Annotated in this window: 17 protein-coding genes; 11 read left to right on the forward strand and 6 right to left on the reverse strand. The window is 67.2% G+C overall.

The genetic code is table 11. The features are described 5' to 3' along the window. The first annotated feature begins 1 nt into the window (after position 1). The 4 genes from A7W11_RS04340 to A7W11_RS04355 are packed head-to-tail and all read left to right on the forward strand — an operon-like array spanning position 2 to position 3,293. Positions 2-754 (forward strand): maleate cis-trans isomerase family protein, encoded by a 753-nt coding sequence (locus A7W11_RS04340; protein ID WP_066408819.1) that lies wholly within the window; start codon positions 2-4, stop codon positions 752-754. A gap of 16 nt (positions 755-770) precedes the next feature. Beyond that, positions 771-1,604: an alpha/beta fold hydrolase gene (locus tag A7W11_RS04345; protein WP_066408823.1), complete on the forward strand. Its 834-nt coding sequence runs from the start codon at positions 771-773 to the stop codon at positions 1,602-1,604. 1 nt (position 1,605) lies between these two features. Beyond that, positions 1,606-2,661, forward strand: a complete 1,056-nt coding sequence (locus tag A7W11_RS04350) for a M29 family metallopeptidase (RefSeq protein WP_066408825.1) — start codon at positions 1,606-1,608, stop codon at positions 2,659-2,661. Further along, on the forward strand, positions 2,658-3,293 hold the full coding sequence (locus A7W11_RS04355; RefSeq protein ID WP_066408829.1) for an isochorismatase family protein: 636 nt from the start codon (positions 2,658-2,660) through the stop codon (positions 3,291-3,293). The genes A7W11_RS04350 and A7W11_RS04355 overlap by 4 nt, the downstream gene beginning before the upstream one ends. Before the next feature lie 50 nt (positions 3,294-3,343). Here the strand turns inward: A7W11_RS04355 and A7W11_RS04360 are convergent, their stop codons facing one another. Continuing rightward, the gene (locus A7W11_RS04360; protein ID WP_412778698.1) at positions 3,344-4,435 is read right to left on the reverse strand and encodes a site-specific integrase; all 1,092 of its coding nucleotides are present in this window, start codon (positions 4,433-4,435) and stop codon (positions 3,344-3,346) included. A gap of 161 nt (positions 4,436-4,596) precedes the next feature. Here A7W11_RS04360 and A7W11_RS04365 point away from each other — a divergent pair, with 161 nt between their 5' ends. The 3 genes from A7W11_RS04365 to alaE are packed head-to-tail and all read left to right on the forward strand — an operon-like array spanning position 4,597 to position 6,857. Further along, entirely contained in the window at positions 4,597-5,721 is a 1,125-nt protein-coding gene (locus A7W11_RS04365) for a DNA-binding protein (RefSeq protein ID WP_066408831.1), read from the forward strand. A gap of 43 nt (positions 5,722-5,764) precedes the next feature. Further along, the gene (locus tag A7W11_RS04370) at positions 5,765-6,385 is read left to right on the forward strand and encodes an ABC transporter ATP-binding protein (RefSeq protein ID WP_066408842.1); all 621 of its coding nucleotides are present in this window, start codon (positions 5,765-5,767) and stop codon (positions 6,383-6,385) included. A gap of 16 nt (positions 6,386-6,401) precedes the next feature. Beyond that, on the forward strand, positions 6,402-6,857 hold the full coding sequence (alaE, locus tag A7W11_RS04375) for an L-alanine exporter AlaE (RefSeq protein ID WP_066408845.1): 456 nt from the start codon (positions 6,402-6,404) through the stop codon (positions 6,855-6,857). A 40-nt stretch (positions 6,858-6,897) separates the two neighbouring features. On the opposite strand, the gene A7W11_RS04380 is transcribed toward alaE, so the two are convergent. From A7W11_RS04380 to cyoA, 5 genes are read right to left on the reverse strand one after another with little or no spacing between them, the layout of a single operon-like run. Next, on the reverse strand, positions 6,898-7,656 hold the full coding sequence (locus A7W11_RS04380) for an SURF1 family protein (protein ID WP_066408848.1): 759 nt from the start codon (positions 7,654-7,656) through the stop codon (positions 6,898-6,900). Beyond that, the gene (gene cyoD, locus A7W11_RS04385; RefSeq protein ID WP_066408852.1) at positions 7,653-8,051 is read right to left on the reverse strand and encodes a cytochrome o ubiquinol oxidase subunit IV; all 399 of its coding nucleotides are present in this window, start codon (positions 8,049-8,051) and stop codon (positions 7,653-7,655) included. Before cyoD ends, A7W11_RS04380 begins: the two co-directional genes overlap by 4 nt. Further along, positions 8,048-8,677 carry a cytochrome o ubiquinol oxidase subunit III gene (cyoC, locus tag A7W11_RS04390; RefSeq protein WP_066408858.1) on the reverse strand — a complete coding sequence of 210 codons (630 nt, stop codon included), beginning with the start codon at positions 8,675-8,677 and terminating at the stop codon, positions 8,048-8,050. Before cyoC ends, cyoD begins: the two co-directional genes overlap by 4 nt. Next, entirely contained in the window at positions 8,670-10,673 is a 2,004-nt protein-coding gene (cyoB, locus tag A7W11_RS04395; RefSeq protein ID WP_066408861.1) for a cytochrome o ubiquinol oxidase subunit I, read from the reverse strand. Before cyoB ends, cyoC begins: the two co-directional genes overlap by 8 nt. Before the next feature lie 42 nt (positions 10,674-10,715). Then, positions 10,716-11,699: a ubiquinol oxidase subunit II gene (gene cyoA, locus A7W11_RS04400; protein WP_082887100.1), complete on the reverse strand. Its 984-nt coding sequence runs from the start codon at positions 11,697-11,699 to the stop codon at positions 10,716-10,718. A 177-nt stretch (positions 11,700-11,876) separates the two neighbouring features. On the opposite strand from cyoA, the gene A7W11_RS04405 reads away from it, so the two are divergent. The 4 genes from A7W11_RS04405 to A7W11_RS04420 all read left to right on the forward strand — a co-directional run bounded on the left by A7W11_RS04405 (position 11,877) and on the right by A7W11_RS04420 (position 17,406). Next, complete coding sequence (locus A7W11_RS04405) at positions 11,877-13,181, forward strand: MFS transporter (RefSeq protein ID WP_066408872.1); 1,305 nt, start codon at positions 11,877-11,879, stop codon at positions 13,179-13,181. 203 nt (positions 13,182-13,384) lie between these two features. After that, the gene (locus A7W11_RS04410) at positions 13,385-13,870 is read left to right on the forward strand and encodes a sigma-70 family RNA polymerase sigma factor (RefSeq protein ID WP_066408875.1); all 486 of its coding nucleotides are present in this window, start codon (positions 13,385-13,387) and stop codon (positions 13,868-13,870) included. Then, positions 13,860-14,813, forward strand: a complete 954-nt coding sequence (locus tag A7W11_RS04415) for a FecR family protein (RefSeq protein ID WP_066408877.1) — start codon at positions 13,860-13,862, stop codon at positions 14,811-14,813. The genes A7W11_RS04410 and A7W11_RS04415 overlap by 11 nt, the downstream gene beginning before the upstream one ends. A 130-nt stretch (positions 14,814-14,943) precedes the next feature. Further along, the gene (locus tag A7W11_RS04420) at positions 14,944-17,406 is read left to right on the forward strand and encodes a TonB-dependent siderophore receptor (RefSeq protein WP_162270243.1); all 2,463 of its coding nucleotides are present in this window, start codon (positions 14,944-14,946) and stop codon (positions 17,404-17,406) included. Position 17,407: the final 1 nt, after the last annotated feature.

Below are 17,407 nucleotides of genomic sequence, written 5' to 3' on the forward strand. Positions count from 1 at the left end.
CATGACCAAGACCTACCGCATCGGCCAGATCGTGCCGAGTTCGAACACCACGATGGAGACCGAGATTCCCGCGATGCTGCGCGCGCGCGAGCAGATCCGGCCCGAGCGTTTCACCTTCCACTCCAGCCGCATGCGCATGAAGAAGGTGGTGAAGGAGGAACTGGCCGCGATGGACGCCGAGTCGGACCGCTGCGCCGTCGAGCTGTCGGACGCGCGCGTGGACGTGCTGGGCTACGCCTGCCTGGTGGCCATCATGGCCATGGGCCACGGCTATCACCGTGTGTCGCAGGAGCGCCTGACGGGCCATACGGCGGCCAACGGCGCCAGCGCGCCGGTCATCACCAGCGCGGGCGCGCTGGTCGATGCCCTGAAGATCATGAAGGCGAAGAAGATCGCCGTGGTCGCGCCCTACATGAAGCCGCTGACCGAACTGGTGGTGAGCTACATCGCCAACGAGGGCTACGAGGTGCTGGACTACCGCGCGCTGGAGATCCCCGACAACCTGGACGTGGGCCGCCACGACGCCGCGCGCCTGCCCGAGATCGTGCAGGGCCTGAAATACCAGGATGCCGACGTGATCGTGCTGTCGGCCTGCGTGCAGATGCCCTCGCTGCCGGCCATCGCCAAGGTCGAGGCCATGACGGGCAAGCCCGTGGTGACCGCCGCCGTGGCCACGACCTACGCGATGCTGACATCGCTGGGCCTGGACCCGGTGGTGCCGGGCGCGGGCGCGCTGCTGTCGGGCGCGTATTGAACACCGGAGAGCCGACATGAGTACCTTCCAATACGGCGCGCACGTGCACGCCAACGGCATCCGCCAGCACTACCTGCGCTACGGCGGCGCCGAAACGGGCCTCGATCCCGTCATCATCGTGCCGGGCATCACCAGTCCGGCCGTCACCTGGGGCTTCGTGGCCGAGCGCTTCGGCCGGCGGTTCGACACCTACGTGCTGGACGTGCGGGGCCGCGGACTGTCGCAGGCCGATGCCTCGCTGGACTACGGCCTGGACGCGCAGGCGGCCGACCTGCTGGCCTTCGCGCAGGCCCTGGGCCTGGAGCGCTATAGCGTCGTGGGCCATTCCATGGGCGCGCGCATCGGCATCCGCGCGGCGCGCACCCGGCCCGCGGCGCTGGCCCGGCTGGCGATGGTGGACCCGCCTGTCTCGGGCCCGGGCCGCCGGCCGTATCCGGCCAAGCTGCCGTGGTACGTGGGCTCGATGGCGCAGGCGCGCGCCGGCATGACGGCCGAGGACATGCTGGCCTATTGCCCGACGTGGACCGAAGAACAGCGCCAGTTGCGCGCCCAGTGGCTGCACACCTGCGACGAGCGCGCCATCCTGGCCAGCTTCGACGGGTTTCACCTGGACGACATCCACGCCGACCTGCCGTCGATCGAGGCCGCGCGGCTGTTGGTCACGGCCGAGCGCGGCGAAGTGGTGCGCGACGACGACGTGGAAGAGATCCAACGGCTGGCGCCGGGCACGCGGCACGTACGCGTGGCCGACGCGGGCCACATGATTCCCTGGGACAACGAGGATGGCTTCTACGCGGCCTTCGGCGAGTTCCTGGGTGCGGCGCTAGACCTCCCCGAACAGGAGCCATGATATGCCAGTCAGCGACTACGCCATGATCGAAGCCTGGAAAGAGGTGCTGACCCTGTCCCGCCTGGAAGCAGGGCAGACCGTCACCATCCTGACCGGCGCGACCACCCATCCCCAGACCCTGTCCACCGCGCTGATCGCGGCGCAGTCGCTGGGCGCCATCGTCAATCGCCTGGACCTGCCGCCCGTCAACGGCGAGAAGGCGTTGAGCCGCGACACGCTTGCCTACCTGGGCACCACGCCGCTGACGGGCAACCAGGCGGCCATTGCCGCCCTGAAGGCCAGCGACCTGGTGCTGGACCTGATGACCTTGCTGTTCTCGCCCGAGCAGCATGACATCCTGGCCAGCGGCACCAAGATCCTGCTGGCGGTCGAACCGCCAGAGATCCTGGCGCGCATGGTGCCCACCGAGGCCGACCGGGCGCGCGTGAAGGCCGCCGCCGCCCGCATCGAGGCCGCCGGGACCATGCATGTGACGTCGCCCGCGGGCACGGACGTGCGGTTCCGGCTGGGCGAGTTCCCGGCGATCAGCGAATACGGCTACGTCGACGAGCCCGGCCGCTGGGACCATTGGCCCAGCGGCTTCGTGCTGACCTGGCCCGACGAAGGCAGCGCCGACGGCGTGATCGTCATCGATCGCGGCGACATCCTGCTGCCGCAGAAGAACTACGTGAACGACCCCATCCGGCTTACCGTGCAAGGGGGATACGCCACGCATATCGAGGGCGGCATCGACGCGCAGTTGCTCAGCGAATACATGGCGTCGTTCAATGATCCGGAAGGGTACGCGATCTCGCACATCGGCTGGGGACTGCAGCCGCGCGCCAGCTGGACCACCTTGTCGCTGTACGACAAGGAGGCCACCATCGGCATGGACGCGCGCGCCTTCGAGGGCAATTTTCTTTTCTCGCTGGGACCCAACAACGAAGCGGGCGGCCATCGCACCACGGCCTGCCACATCGATATTCCGCTGCGCCGCTGTACCGTGCGGCTGGACGGCGACACCATGGTGCGGGACGGCAAGGTGCTGTACCCGCCACAATCAGGAGCCCAGGCATGACCCAGACCCCACAGACCGCCGATACCGATGTCTACCGCCGGCAGAGCTTCGGCACGCCGCTGCCCTTGAAGGCTCCGTATGGCCTGCTGATCGTCGATTTCGTCAATGGCTTCGCCGATCCCGCCGTGTTCGGCGGCGGCAACATCCGCCCGGCCATCGACCGCACGGTGGGCCTGTTGCAAGCGGCGCGCGAACGCGGCTGGCCGGTGGCGCACAGCCGCATCGTCTACGCGGACAACGATGCCGACGCGAACGTGTTCTCGTTGAAAGTGCCAGGCATGCTGGGACTGAAAGAGCAGGGGCACAACAGCGCCATCGTGCCCGAGCTGACGCCCGCCGACGGCGAACTGGTGGTGCGCAAGACGGTGCCTTCGGCCTTCTTCGGCACGGGCCTGTCGGCCTGGCTGTCATTCCATGGCGTGCAGACCCTGCTGGTCGCCGGCGCCGTCACCAGCGGCTGCGTGCGGGCCAGCGTGGTGGACGCCATGCAGTACGGCTTCCGTCCGCTCGTGGTCACCGACTGCGTGGGCGACCGCGCGATCGCGCCCCACGAAGCCAATCTGTTCGACATGGAACAGAAGTACGCAGCGCTGATGACCCGCGACGAGGCGCTGGCCGCGACAAGCCGATAACGAAGCATGGGGCCGGCGGCCACGCCCTGCGTATTTCCCGACAGGTCGCCCTAGTCGTTCTCAAGCAACCGCCCGGCCTTGGACGACAGCGCCGACCCCGCGCGGTGATAGCCGACCACGCTGGCCACGCTGGCGTGGCCGGTCAGCGCCATGGTCTCGCCCAGCGGCAACGCCTGCCGGCCGGCCTCGGTCACGAAACCCGAGCGCAGGCTGTGCGCCGAGTAGTCGCCCTGCAGCCCGGCCTGCGCGGCGCGCTGCTGCACGATCTTGCGGACTGCCTCGGCCCCCAGGGCGGCACCCATCACGCCCCCCCGCCGCACGCGGCGGAACAGAGGACCTTCGGTAATGCCGGCTGCCGTCAGCCAGGCCTGCAGGGCCACGGCGGCGCGGCCCACGACGGGCTTGTGGCTGTCAGCGCGTTCGGCGCCTTCCTGGTTGGTCTTGGACGTCCCCATCGAATACAGGAATCCTTCGGGCACGCGTCGGGTGTTTTCCATGGTGGCCCGCACGACCTCCGAGCGGCGGCGTCCGCCGCTGGCCCAGGCGAACAGCAGCAGGGCGCGATCGCGCAGGCCGATCAACGAGTCGTCGCAGGTGGCCAGCAGTTGCTCCAGCGGCTCTTTCGTCAGTGCGTCCTTTCTGGCCGGACGAACGCCACGCTTGGCATAGGCGCTGCGCACGCGCGCCATCAGTGACCGCACCTCGCGGCTGCGGCAGGGATTGGGCTGCTGTTTTGCCTCATGGGCTTCGGACAATACCGCCAGGCGGTGCCGGACCGTGGCCAGCTTGAAGGGGCCCGGGCTGCGCTTGACGCCACTGGCGACCAGCGCGGCATCGACGGCAGCGGGCAGGTCGTGGGCCAGCCCTTGTTGCTCCGTGACGTGTTCGACGTGATCGGCGATGAACTGCAGGACGGCAGTGACCGAAAGGGGCAGCACGAACGGCTGGCCCAGGCGCAGCTGATGCCACGCGGCCCAGTACTGGATGGCCGACCGGTACGAAGCCACGGTGTTCTGCGCGCTGCCCTCGCGCATCAGCGCCTGGATCGAGGCTTCACTGGAACCCAGCGCGGCCACGACGGTTTCAGCGATGAGGGCCCGCCTGGGCATGGGTGTCGACGGAGAGGGCAGGGCTTCGGTCATGGCAATTCGATGTTGGCTTCAATATTGTTTGATATAATACATATCACGTATTAAATAATACGTCATTAAGAAACTAGATCGGATAACTTTCAATTATCCGCCCTAATTCTACGTCGCGACGGCGGTTCAACCCCTTACGTAACCAGGAAAAGGCACCCACCATGGCCAGAGGCATCACCGACGAGGACGTCTGGGCGGCCGCCGATGCGCTGCTGCGTGACGGCGAGCAACCCACCATCGAGCGTGTTCGGCTGCACCTGGGGCGCGGTTCGCCCAATACCGTCGGCCCGCACCTGAAAACCTGGTTCAAGCAGCTCAGCGAACGCCATTCACGGCTGGGCGGGGCAGAGCAGGGGGCCAGCGGCTTGCCCGCGCCGCTGTTGCGGGCGGCTGGCCAGCTCTGGGAAGTGGCGTTGGCCAGCGCCCACGCTGAATGGGCGGAGGCCGCCGCGCAGGAACGGACGGCGGTGGCCAGGCAACGGGAGCACATCGACCTCGAGCGCGCAACGCTGCGGCAAGAGCGGGACCGATTGCAAACGCGCGAAGCCGACCTGCTGGCCTCGGCCGAAACGGCGCGCGAACAGGCCGCCGCGGCGGAAGCCCGTCTGGTGGCGGCAGAGGCCCAGGCCCGCGAAACCCGCGCCGCGCTGAAAGACGCCGAATCGCAGTTGGCAGACATCCGCGACCGCGAGACCCGGCTGCAGCAGGCGCTGCGCGACGGCACGGTGGCCCACCAGGATGCCTTGGCCAAGGCAGACGCTCGCCATGCCGTGCATGAGCGCCGATGGCTCGGCGAGCTGGACGAATTGCGCCAGGCCCTGAAGAAAACCAACGAGGATCAGGAGCGCGCACGAAAGGCCGCCGAGACTACGGCGGCCAAGCTGCGGGCGGATATCGAACAGGCCCGGTCGGAAACGGACGCGCAGGTGCAACGCGCCCAGGCCGCCGAATCCACGGTGCAGACCGTGATTGCGCAGTTGGATGCCAGCATTGCCGCGACCGAGACGGAGCGGTCATTGCGTCACGCCACCACGGCGCAGTTGCTCAGTCAGTTGGGCAGCCTGAACGATCAGCTGGTGGGCCGAGACCGGCAGATCGACCATCTGCTTGCGCAATTGGCCACGCGAGCGTCCGAGCCTGTGGCCCAGGCCAAGACACCGGCGCAGCCCCAAGATCCGGCCCACGCTCCGCCCGACGCGAAGCCATCCGTCCCCCCTCGGACAGCCTCAGCCTCCGCGCCTTCCAGCCCGTCTCGAAAGCCAACGGCCAGGAAGCGCCGTTCCTGAACTTCCCGAGCGGCCTGCGTGGTTCCTGCGTACACTGGCCGCCATGCTACGCATCGATCAACTCGGCAAACGCTACGGCGACTACACCGTCTTCGACGGCCTGACCCACGTCTTCCCGGCGGGTTGCTATGCGCTGTGCGAAGAAGACAGCACCGGCAAATCGACCTTGCTGGGCATCATCGCGGGCGTCATCCCTCCCGATGCCGGCGAAGTCTGGATCGACGGCCATTCGTTGGCCGGAACGCCGCAGGAAGCCAGGCTCAGGCTTGCCTACGTCCCCGACAACTGCATGGTCGACCCCACGCAGACCGGCCGCGAGTTGCTGGCGCAAGCCGCCGCCGGCAAGCACACCACCGTCGACGAAGGCACGCTGGCGCTGGCCCGCGCCCTCGGACTGGAACCGCACCTGGACAAGCGTTTCGAACAGATGTCCACGGGCACCCGCAGAAAGGTCTATCTGGCGGCGGCCTCGCTGGGCCATCCCGCCGTCGTGATCGCCGACGGCGCCAGCAATGGGCTCGACGGCCCGGCCCGCGCAGTGCTGGCGCAGCAGTTCAAGGCCTGGGCCCGGGACCGCGTGGTGCTGTTCGCCAGCCATGACCCAGAACTGGTGCAGGCCTGCGGCGCGGCGACGATCAACGTCGGCGACCTGCGCCCGGCCTGACGCCGCGCGCGCCCTCATGTCCGCCGATACCGCCCACCGCCGCCGCGCCTTCCTCGCCGACACCACGGCGCTGATCCTGTTCTTCACCACGACCGGCGCGCTCAATGAACGCTACATCGCGGGCATGACCTGGGATCAGGTGCTGCATGCCCGTCTGCTGGGCGCGGCCCTGATGGTTCCGGTCGCAAGACCCTATGGAATCTGGCGAGACTACGTCATGCGTCGAGCGAGCGAGAACCGCTTGTCCCGGCTGCTGTGGGACAGCGCGGCCCTGGTCAGCTTCCAGGTGCCGATCTACGCCGCGATCATCGCGTTCAGCGGCGCCTCGGGGCAGGGCCTGTGGCTCGGGGTATTGAGTGCCACGGTAATGATGCTGGTGCTGGGACGGCCCTACGGCGCGTTTCTCAACGCCGTGCGCAGGCTGTTCGGCCTGCCGCCAGGCGGCGCCAAGCCGATGAGCCTGGATACCTGAAGACCAGGGCGTCCTGCGCCTGGCAAGGCCTGGATTCCGCCTATCTCTCGCGCCGCCGCCCCGTGCGCGCCACGATCACGGCCCCCACGATCACCATCGCCGCCATCGCGAACCAGGTAATCGCATAGACCAGGTGGCTGTTGCGGAACGCCAGCACCGTCAGGCCGCGCACCGGCGCAACGGAAGGATCCACCGCCGGGCCGGCGGTCTTCTCGGCATCGATGAAGTAGGGCGCCACCGCGCCCGCATCCAGGCCGCGCGCCACGCCGATCGCCCGCGTATCGCGTGAATACCAGACGTCCTTGGCGGGATCGTTGGTGCGCAGGATGGGAAAATCCGGCTCGGACATCCGCAGCAGCCCGGCCACTTCGACCAGGCCCGCCGGGCCGCCCTGATCCTGCTGCTTGCGCCAGGCCGGCAGCACGAACCCCCGGTTCACCAGCACCGTACCGCCCTGGCGCAGCTGCAGCGGCGTCATCACCCAGTAGCCGCTGCCGTAGTCCGTGGTGGCCTGGACCAGCGTCTGCTGGTCGTAGCGGTACTCGCCCGTGGCCACGACGTGCCGGTACTCGTCATTGGCGGTGTTCATGGTGTCCCAGCGGTCTTCGCCGGGCGCCTGGGTGGCGGGCAGATGCACGCGCTGGTCGACCTTCGCGATCAGGTCCAGCTTCCAGGCGCGGCGCTGCACCTGCCATACGCCCAGCGAGCAGAAGCCCGCGAACAGGACGATGGCCAGCAAGACCAGGAACACCCGCCGGGCCACGCCGCGCGACCGGGAAACGGCGGCTGTCGCGGTCAAGGCATCTTCCGTGCGTCGTCCGGCATCATGTGCATCATGTTGTGGTCCAGGTGGTACATGATCCAGATCGAGCCGCTCAGCGTGATGATGACCAGCACCAGCGTGAACAGGATGGACAGCATGTTCCAGCCGCCTTCCGAGCGGAAATCCATATGCAGGAAGTAGATGACGTGCACCACCATCTGGATGGCGCCCAGCGCCAGCAGCACCAGGCTGGTCACGCGCGTGCTGGAGAACAGCCCGCCCATCACGATGGCGAAGGGAATGGCGGTCAGGATCACGGCCAGCGCGAAGCCCAGCAGATAGCCGTGCAGCGAGGCGTGGGCCAGCGGATCCTCGTCCTCGTGGCCATGCCCATGGCCGTGCTCGTGGGCGGAGGTCGTCGTCGCGCTCATGGCAGCACTCCCATCAGGTACACCACGGTGAATACGCCGATCCAGATCACGTCCAGGAAGTGCCAGAACATCGACAGGCACATCAGGCGGCGCTTGTTGGGGATGGTCAGGCCGTGCCGGGCGACCTGCACCATCAGCACCACCAGCCAGACAATGCCGAAGGTCACGTGCAGCCCGTGGGTGCCGACCAGCGTGAAGAACGAGGACAGGAAGGCGCTGCGCTGCGGTCCGGCGCCTTCGTGGATCAGGTGCGAGAACTCGTACAGCTCCAGCCCCAGGAAGCCCAGGCCCAGCAGGCCGGTGATGGCCAGCCAGCCCAGCAGCGAGCCCACGCGCCCCTTGCGCCCCTGCAGCAGCGCGAAGCCGTAGGTGATGGAGGACAGCAGCAGCAGGGCGGTGTTGATCGCCACCAGCGTCAGGTCGAACAGCTCGGCGCCGGTCGGCCCGCCCGCGTAGTTGCGGCCCAGCACGCCATAGGTGGCGAACAGGCAGGCGAAGATGAGACAGTCGCTCATCAGGTACACCCAGAAGCCCAGCAGCGTGCCGTTCTTCGGATGGTGTTCCGTGGTCAGGTAGAACTGGCGACCCGCGTCGCCGTTCGGGGCGGTGGCAGTGAGTTCAGGCATGGTTGGCCAGCAGTTGGGTGCGATCGGATTCGGTGCGCGCGACCTGGTCGGCCGGCACGTAGTAATCGCGGTGGTAATTGAAGGTGTGCACGATGGTGACGCCCACCAGCGCGGCGAAGGACACGATCGCCACCAGCCACATGTGCCAGATCATCGCGAAGCCCAGCACCATCGATATCGCCGCCAGCACCACGCCGGCCCAGGTATTGGCGGGCATGTGAATGGGGATGAAGCCGTCCAACGGGCGCCGGTAGCCCTCGCGCTTCATCTGCCACCAGGCGTCGCGGTCGTGGATCAGCGGCGTGAACGCGAAGTTGTAGGCCGGCGGCGGCGAGGACGTCGACCACTCCAGCGTGCGGCCGTCCCACGGATCGCCCGTCTCGTCGCGCAGCGCGGCGCGCTTGCGGAAGCTCACCACCAGCTGGATCAGGAAGCAGGCGATGCCGCCCGCGATCAGCAGGGCGCCCACGGCCGCGATCTGGAACCAGATCTGCAGCGAGGGATCGTCGAAATGGCTCATGCGGCGCGTCACGCCCAACAGGCCCAGCACATAGAGCGGCATGAAGGCGGCGTAGAAGCCCACGAGCCACAGCCAGAACGACAGCTTGCCCCAGAAGGGGTCCAGCCGGTAGCCGAAGGCCTTGGGAAACCAGTAGGTGATGCCGGCCAGCAGGCCGAACAGCACGCCGCCGATGATTACGTTATGGAAGTGCGCGATCAGAAACAGGCTGTTGTGCAGGGCGAAGTCGGCCGGCGGCACGGCCAGCAGCACCCCGGTCATGCCGCCGATCACGAAGGTCACCATGAAGCCGACGGTCCACAGCATCGGAACGTCGAAGCGGATGCGCCCGCGGTACATGGTGAACAGCCAGTTGAACACCTTGGCCCCGGTCGGGATCGAGATGATCATCGTGGTGATGCCGAAGAACGAGTTGACGCTGGCGCCGGACCCCATCGTGAAGAAGTGATGCAGCCAGACCAGGTAGGACAGCACCGTGATGACCACCGTGGCGTACACCATCGAGGCATAGCCGAACAGGCGCTTGCGGCAGTACGTCGCCACGACCTCGGAGAAGATGCCGAAGGCCGGCAGGATCAGGATGTAGACCTCGGGGTGGCCCCAGATCCAGATCAGGTTGATGTACATCATGGCGTTGCCGCCGCCGTCCGCCGTGAAGAAGTTGGTGCCGACGTAGCGGTCCATGGTCAGCAGCGCCAGCACCGCGGTCAGCACGGGAAAGGCCGCCACGATCAGCACGTTGGTGCACAGCGAGGTCCACGTGAAGATCGGCATGCGCATCATCAGCATGCCCGGCGCGCGCATCTTCACGATGGTCACCAACAGGTTGACCCCCGACAGCAAGGTGCCCACCCCCGCGATCTGCAGGGCCCATATGTAGTAGTCCACCCCGGGATCCGGACTGTGCAGGATGCCGGATAAAGGCGGATACGCCAGCCAGCCGGTCTTGGCGAATTCCCCCACGAACAGCGACATCATCACCAGCACCGCGCCCGCGGTGGTCATCCAGAAACTGAAGTTGTTCAGGAACGGGAACGCCACGTCGCGCGCGCCGATCTGCAGGGGCACGATGTAGTTCATCAGGCCCGTGACCAGCGGCATGGCCACGAAGAAGATCATGATCACGCCGTGCGCGGTGAAGATCTGGTCGTAGTGGTGCGGCGGCAGGTATCCCAGGTTGTCGCCGAAGGCCACGGCCTGCTGCGCCCGCATCATCAGTGCGTCGGCGAAGCCGCGCAGCAGCATCACCAGGCCCAGGATCACGTACATGATCCCGATCTTCTTGTGGTCGATGCTGGTGAACCACTCATGCCACAGGTAGCCCCACTTGCGGTAGTAGGTGATGCCGCCCAGCACCCCGATGCCGCCCAGCGCCACGGCGGCGAAGGTTGCCAGCAGGATGGGCTCGTGCAAGGGAATCGCTTCCCAGGTCAGGCGTCCGAACAGAAGGCTTTCAGGTGCTGAATGATCGGCCATTTGGCGTTCCTGCGAGAGGCGTTCGTCGAGCGGGGAGTGGTTCTACAGGGCGGCGGGCGAGCTCATCGGGTTCTGCGGCAGTTGCAACTCGGCCTGCCGGGGCGCCCGGCAGATGTTGGCGTCGTCGAACCGGGCATGGGCGGACGTGCAGTGCCCGCCGGGCTGCGTGCAGCGGTCCAGGATGGCCTGGTACAGGCTCGGATCCACCGTGCCGAAGCGCTGCACGGGCACGGCCGAACTGGGCTGCACCAGCGCCTGGTAGGCGGCGCGGTCCAGCGCGCGCGGGTCGGCCTTGTTCTTCTGCACCCACTGGTCGAACTCGGCCTGAGACAGCCCGTGGAACTTGAAGCGCATCTGCGAGAAGCCCGCGCCGCTGTAGTTGGCCGAGAAGCCCTGATACACGCCGGGCTGGTTGATGACCGCGTGCAGGCGGGTCTGCATGCCTGGCATGGCGTAGATCTGGCCGGCCAGCGCGGGAATGTAGAACGAGTTCATCACCGAGGACGAGGTCAGCTTGAACTCGATGGGGCGATCGACCGGCGCGGCCAGTTCATTGACCGTGGCGATGCCCTGTTCGGGATAGAGGAACAGCCACTTCCAGTCCAGCGCCACCACCTGCACTTCGAGCGGCTCGGTGCCCGCCGGCACCTGGCGCTGCGCGTCCAGGCGTTCGAGCGGACGGTAGGGGTCGAGCTTGTGCGTGCTGACCCAGGTGAGGGCGCTCAACGCGATGATGATGAGCAGCGGCGCGGCCCAGATCAGCAGTTCCAGGATGGTGGAGTGGTCCCAATCCGGAGAGTAGGGGGCTTCGGTATTGCTTTCTCGATAGCGCCATGCGAACCACAGCGTGGCGACGATCACCGGCACGATGATCAGCAGCATCAGGCCGGTGGATACCAGGATGATGTCCCGCAACTGCCAGGCCACGTCTCCGGAGGGGGACAGCAGCACGGCCTTGCTGCATCCCCCCAGGGATGCCAATGCGGGAAGCCACAGAAAACGTCTCAACTTTCTGAAGAACAGCATGGACATGCAGCCCCTCCGCGGTTGGTGCCCCGATTAGGATAGTTTCAACCGTACTCTGGAGCCTATGAAAAATCTAGAGCAAAATGCAGGCTGGTTCGGTTGCAGGGCGCACAGGCAGGGTGCTGGCGCTCATCAGGGCAGGCTGTATTCCACGTCAAACACGGAGCGCGCCAACGTATGTCCACCACCGCGACGCAGTACCCCGCAAATACGCAGGCCCCCAGTCATTCCGCTGTCGCTCCGGGCGAGATCGCGGTCGGCGTGGTCATCGGACGAACGTCGGAATACTTCGATTTCTTCGTCTTCGGCATTGCCTGTGTTGCGGTTTTCCCACAAGTCTTCTTCCCCTTCGAGTCGCCCCTGTACGGCATCCTGTGGTCATTCGTGATCTTCTCGTTCGCGTTCGTCTGCAGGCCGTTCGGCACCGCGATCTTCATGGCCGTGCAGCACCGGTGGGGCAGAAGCGTCAAGCTCACGCTGGCCCTGTTCATGCTGGGCACCGCGACGGCGGGCATGGCCTTTCTGCCCAGTTATGAAACCCTGGGGCCAGCGGCTATCGTGCTGCTGGCGCTGTTTCGATGCCTGCAAGGCATCGCGCTGGGCGGCTCGTGGGATGGCCTGCCATCGCTGCTGGCACTGAACGCGCCGGCCCATCGACGCGGCTGGTACGCCATGCTGGGCCAGTTGGGCGCCCCCATCGGCTTCATCATCGCCGGCGCCATCTTCCTGTACCTGCTCAGCACGCTCAGCGAGTCCGACCTGGTGGAGTGGGGCTGGCGCTATCCGTTCTTCGTGGCCTTCGCCATCAACGTGGTGGCGCTGTTCGCGCGGCTGCGTCTGGTGGTCACCGAGGAATACACGCGGTTGCTCGAAGAGCGTGAACTGGCGCCGATCAAGGTGTCGCGCGTCATCGACGAACAGGCGTACAACGTGTTCATCGGCGCGTTCGCGGCGCTGGCCAGCTACGCACTGTTCCACCTGGTGACGGTGTTCCCGCTGTCATGGATCAGCCTGAACGGCGAACGGAACCTGGCCAGCGTGCTGTCGGTGCAGATCCTGGGCGCGGCGCTCAGCATGGTGGGCACCGTGGGTTCGGGCTGGCTGGCCGACCGCTTCGGCCGCCGCAATACGCTGGGCGCGCTGGCGCTCTTGATCGGCCTGTTCGCGCTCACCGTGCCGTGGCTGCTGGGAGGCGGCGCGGCGGGTGAGAACATCTTCATCCTGGGTGGCTTCGTGCTGCTGGGCCTGTCCTATGGCCAGGCTTCCGGCACGGTCACCTCGAACTTCTCTCTGCATTTCCGGTATACGGGCGCGGCGCTGACCGCCGACATGGCCTGGCTGTTCGGCGCGGCCTTCGCCCCGCTGGTGGCCTTGGGGTTATCGATGAAATTCGGCTTGGTGGCCACCAGCCTCTACCTGATCTCGGGCGCCGTCTGCACCCTGGTGGCGCTGAAGCTCAATCGCCTGCTCGAAACCAACTGAGCCCAGGCGGCACGGGGCTTGCATGAGCGGGCACATGCCGCCCGCGCAAGCGTCCGGCGTCAAGCCACGCGGCAGCGTGGCGAAGACAGGCGTCGGCAGATAGGGATAGAATTGCGTCCTATTCCTATTTACCCGCACCGACTACGCTCGTGGAGCCTGCTTCGTTATCCCTTTCTTCCGCCCGGCCGGCGGATCCGGCGGCCGTGGCCGTCGTCTACAAGGAACACCACGCCTGGCTGCTGAACCTGCTGCGCCGCCAACTGGGCGGCGGCCAGCAGGCCGATGCCTGGGATCTGGTCCAGGACACGTTCGAACGCCTGATGCGCCAGTCCTACCTGGAGCAGGGCGCCTGGAACCGAGGCTACCTGGCCACCATCGCCAAGCGCCTGCTGATCGACCGGCATCGGCGCCGTGCGCTCGAAACCGCGTATCTCGAGGCGCTGGCCGCCCAGCCCGAAGCCACCGAGCCATCCGCGGAAATGCTGGCCCAGGTCTCGCAACAACTGCTGGCGGTGTGCCAGGTGCTGGACCGGATGCCCGCGCGCATGCGGCGGATCTTCCTGCTGGCCCGCATCGACGGGCAGGCCTACGACACCATTGCGCGCACGCTGGACGTCAGCGTGAACATGGTGCAGAAAGACCTGATCCAAGCCTGGCAACGTCTGTATCACGCCTTCGATGACTGCTGAATCCGGCTTGATGGACCGCATCGTCGCGGAGGCGGCCGGCTGGATCGTGCGGCTGGACCACGTCGATGACGAGGGCGCGCGCCGGGCCTGGCGCCAGTGGCACGATGCCGATCCGCGCCACGCGGAAATATGGCGCCGGTTCGGACAGGTTCGGCTGGCCGTGCCGGACGGTACGCGTGGCCGCGACCAGGCCGCCGCCCAGGCAGTGCGTGCCGCCGCGACAGTGCAACCGCGCCGCCATGCGCTCAAGCTGCTGGCCGGAGGCATAGGCGTGGGCGTGGCGGGCACGGTCGCCTACCGGCAAGCGCGGCGCGAGGGCTGGCTGGCCGCGTACCGCACGGGCACGGGCGAACAGCGGCGTGTGGCGCTGCCCCAGGGCGTGAGCCTGACCCTGAACACCGGCACGTCCGTGGACTACGCCCTGAACGGATCGGACGTGGACGTGCGCCTGTACAGCGGCGAGATCATGCTGCACGCGCGGCCGGCCTCGGCGCCGTTCCGGGTGCTGACCTGCCATGGCGCAATCTCCGCCACGCAAGCGCAGTTGGCCGTGCGTCTGGTCGGCGACGCGACCCGGGTGGCGCTCAACGAGGGCAGCGCCTCGCTGCAACCGCGCGCCCAGGCGATCACGACCCTGGCGCCGGGTCAGGTGCGCAGCTTCACGCGCGATCAGGTCAGGACGGAACCGGAATGGGCGGGGCGTGACTTCGCCTGGACCCAGGGCATGCTGATTGCCGACGACATGCGCCTGGATGCCTTTCTTGCCGAACTGGAGCGCTATCGCCCAGGAGTGCTCGGGTGCGACGCAGACATCGCGCATCTGCGCGTCACCGGCACGTTCCGCGTGCAACAGACCGACCGGGTGCTGGAAGCCCTGGCTGCCACGCATGGCCTGCAACTGCGGTACCGCACGCGCTACTGGGTCAACGTTGGCCGGGCCTGAAAGCGGGCGTCATACCGGCCTGGCCACACAAACACAACAAAATGTAATTTCTCGGCAGATCGACGCGCGTGCTTCGTTAGTACAGGTGCAAGGCCCACGTCATGGGCCTCAACCGCGAGTCGTTTTTCTCATGCCCGTCATTTCCTCTTCCGTGCTTGCGCCCGTGCTGGGCGCGTTCCGCAGAACGTCCGCCACGCTGGTCTTCGGCGCCTGCGCCACCGTGCTGGTGGCGTCCCATCCGGGCGATGCCCGCGCCGCCGCCGTCGACATCGCCTTGCCTGCCACCACCTTGCAGGACGCCTTGCTGCGTCTGGGGCAGGCCAGCGGCACCACCATCATCAGCGATCCCCGGCTGACCGCCGGCAAGCAGAGCCGGGCCGTCCAACTGCGGGGCTCGGTCAGCGACAGCCTGCGGCAACTGCTGCAGGGCAGCGGCTTGCGCGCGGTGCCCAATGCCAACGGCGAGGGTTTCCGGCTGGAGCGCGAGCCGCAGGCCAGCGTGGACGGCGTGGCCACCCTGGCGCCCGTCAGCGTGACGGGACAGCTGGCGTCGGACGTGGGCGTGCTGGGCCTGACCGGCAGCGCCGCCACCAAGACCGATACGCCGCTCATCGAAAGCGCCCAGTCCATCTCGGTGGTCAACCGCGAGCTGATGGACATGATAGGCGCCAGGAGCACGGGCGAAGCCCTGCGCTACAGCGCCGGCGTGACGGTCGGGGCCTACGGCGTGGACAGCCGGGTCGACGAGATTTCGGTGCGCGGTTTCCGCACCGGCAGCTTCGCCAACAACCTGTACCTGGATGGCTTGCGGCCCCCCGGGTCCAGCAGCGGCGCCACCGCGTCGGCCACGCAGTTCGATGGCTACGGGCTGGAACGCGTGGAAGTGCTGCGCGGCCCGTCCTCGGTGCTGTATGGCCAGATCGCGCCCGGCGGCCTGGTCAACGTCACCAGCAAGCGTCCGACCGACTACGCGCGTGGCGAGATCGGTGTCAGCACCGACAACTACGGCCTGGCCCGGCTCAACGCGGACGTCAGCGGCCCGCTGGACGAGGCCGGCGAGTGGTTGTACCGCGTGGTGGGCACGGGCTACCACACGGACACGCAGGTGGACCATGTCGACCTGAACCGGGTGATGCTGGCGCCCAGCCTGACCTGGCGGCCCTCGGCACGCACCTCGCTGACCTTGCTGGCCAACTATCAGCAGGACCGGGGCGGCAGCACCTATCAGTTCCTGCCGTCGCACGGGACCTACTACGCCACCGACTATGGCACGTTCGGCTCAAGCCGCTTCCTGGGCGAGCCGGGCTTCAGCGCCTACGACCGCACGCAGTACGCCCTCGGCTACCTGTTCTCGCATGCGCTGAACGACCGCGTGAAGCTGAGCCAGAACCTGCGCTACATGCGGGTGGATACCGATAACGCCTCGGTGGCGCGCCAGGGCGACCTGCAGGCCGATGGCCGCACGCTGCGCCGCACGGCCTCGCTCAACCAGATCCGCTCCGAAGGCTTCACGGTGGACAACAACGCCGAGGTGAAATTCGGCCTGGGAGCCACCGAGCACACGGCGCTGCTCGGGCTGGACTATCGCACCCAGACCATCCGGGTGCGGCAGGCCTCCGGCACGGTCGGCTCGCTGGACGTGTTCGATCCGGTCTACGGCAGTTCGGTCACCATCGGCTCGGCCGTGCCCACGCGGCGCAGCGACAGCGACCAGACCGGCCTGTATGCACAGGACCAGATCCGCTGGGGCCAATGGACCGGCACCCTGGGCCTGCGCCACGACTGGTCGCATGACAATGCCCTGGTGCGCGCCACCAATGCCCGCACGAGCTATGCCGACGAAGCCACGACCTGGCGCGCGGGACTGGTCTATCTGTTCGAGAACGGCCTGGCGCCGTATGCCAGCTACGCCACCTCGTTCGAGCCGGTCAACGGCGTGGGCTATGCGGGCGTGCCGTTCAAGCCGACCGAAGGCAAGCAGGCGGAAGTCGGCCTGAAGTACCAGCCGCCGGGTTCGCGCAGCATGGTGACGTTCTCGGCCTACGAGATCCGCCAGCAGAACATTTCCACGCCCGATCCCGATCCGACGCATCTGTGCGATGGCAGCCAGTGCCAGGTGCAGACGGGCGAAGGGCGGGTACGCGGCCTGGAGCTGGAAGGCAACCTGGCCTTGACGGACAACCTGACCATGATCGCCTCGGCCACGCTGATGAGCAGCGAAGTCACCAAGAGCAACAGCACCGACCTGGGCCGCGAACTGCCGCGCGTGCCGCGCCGCAGCTACAACGTGTGGGTGGACTACCGCTTCGACCAGGACGTCCTGCCCGGCGTCAGCGTCGGGGTGGGCCTGCGGCACATCGGCGCCAGCTATGGCGACAGCGCCAACGAATACCGCTCGCCGGCCGTCAATCTGGTGGATGCGGCGGTGCGCTACGACATGTCCGGGTTGAGTCCGGCGTTCAAGGGCATGAAGTTCTCGCTCAACGCCACCAATCTGGGCAATCGGGAGTACCTGGCCAGCTGCTCGGGCGTGGCCAGTTGCTATTACGGCGCCCGCCGCGCGATCACCGCGAACCTGAACTACGCCTGGTAAT

This window comes from Bordetella ansorpii (genome assembly GCF_900078315.1).
Classification (GTDB): Bacteria; Pseudomonadota; Gammaproteobacteria; order Burkholderiales; family Burkholderiaceae_B; genus Bordetella; species Bordetella ansorpii.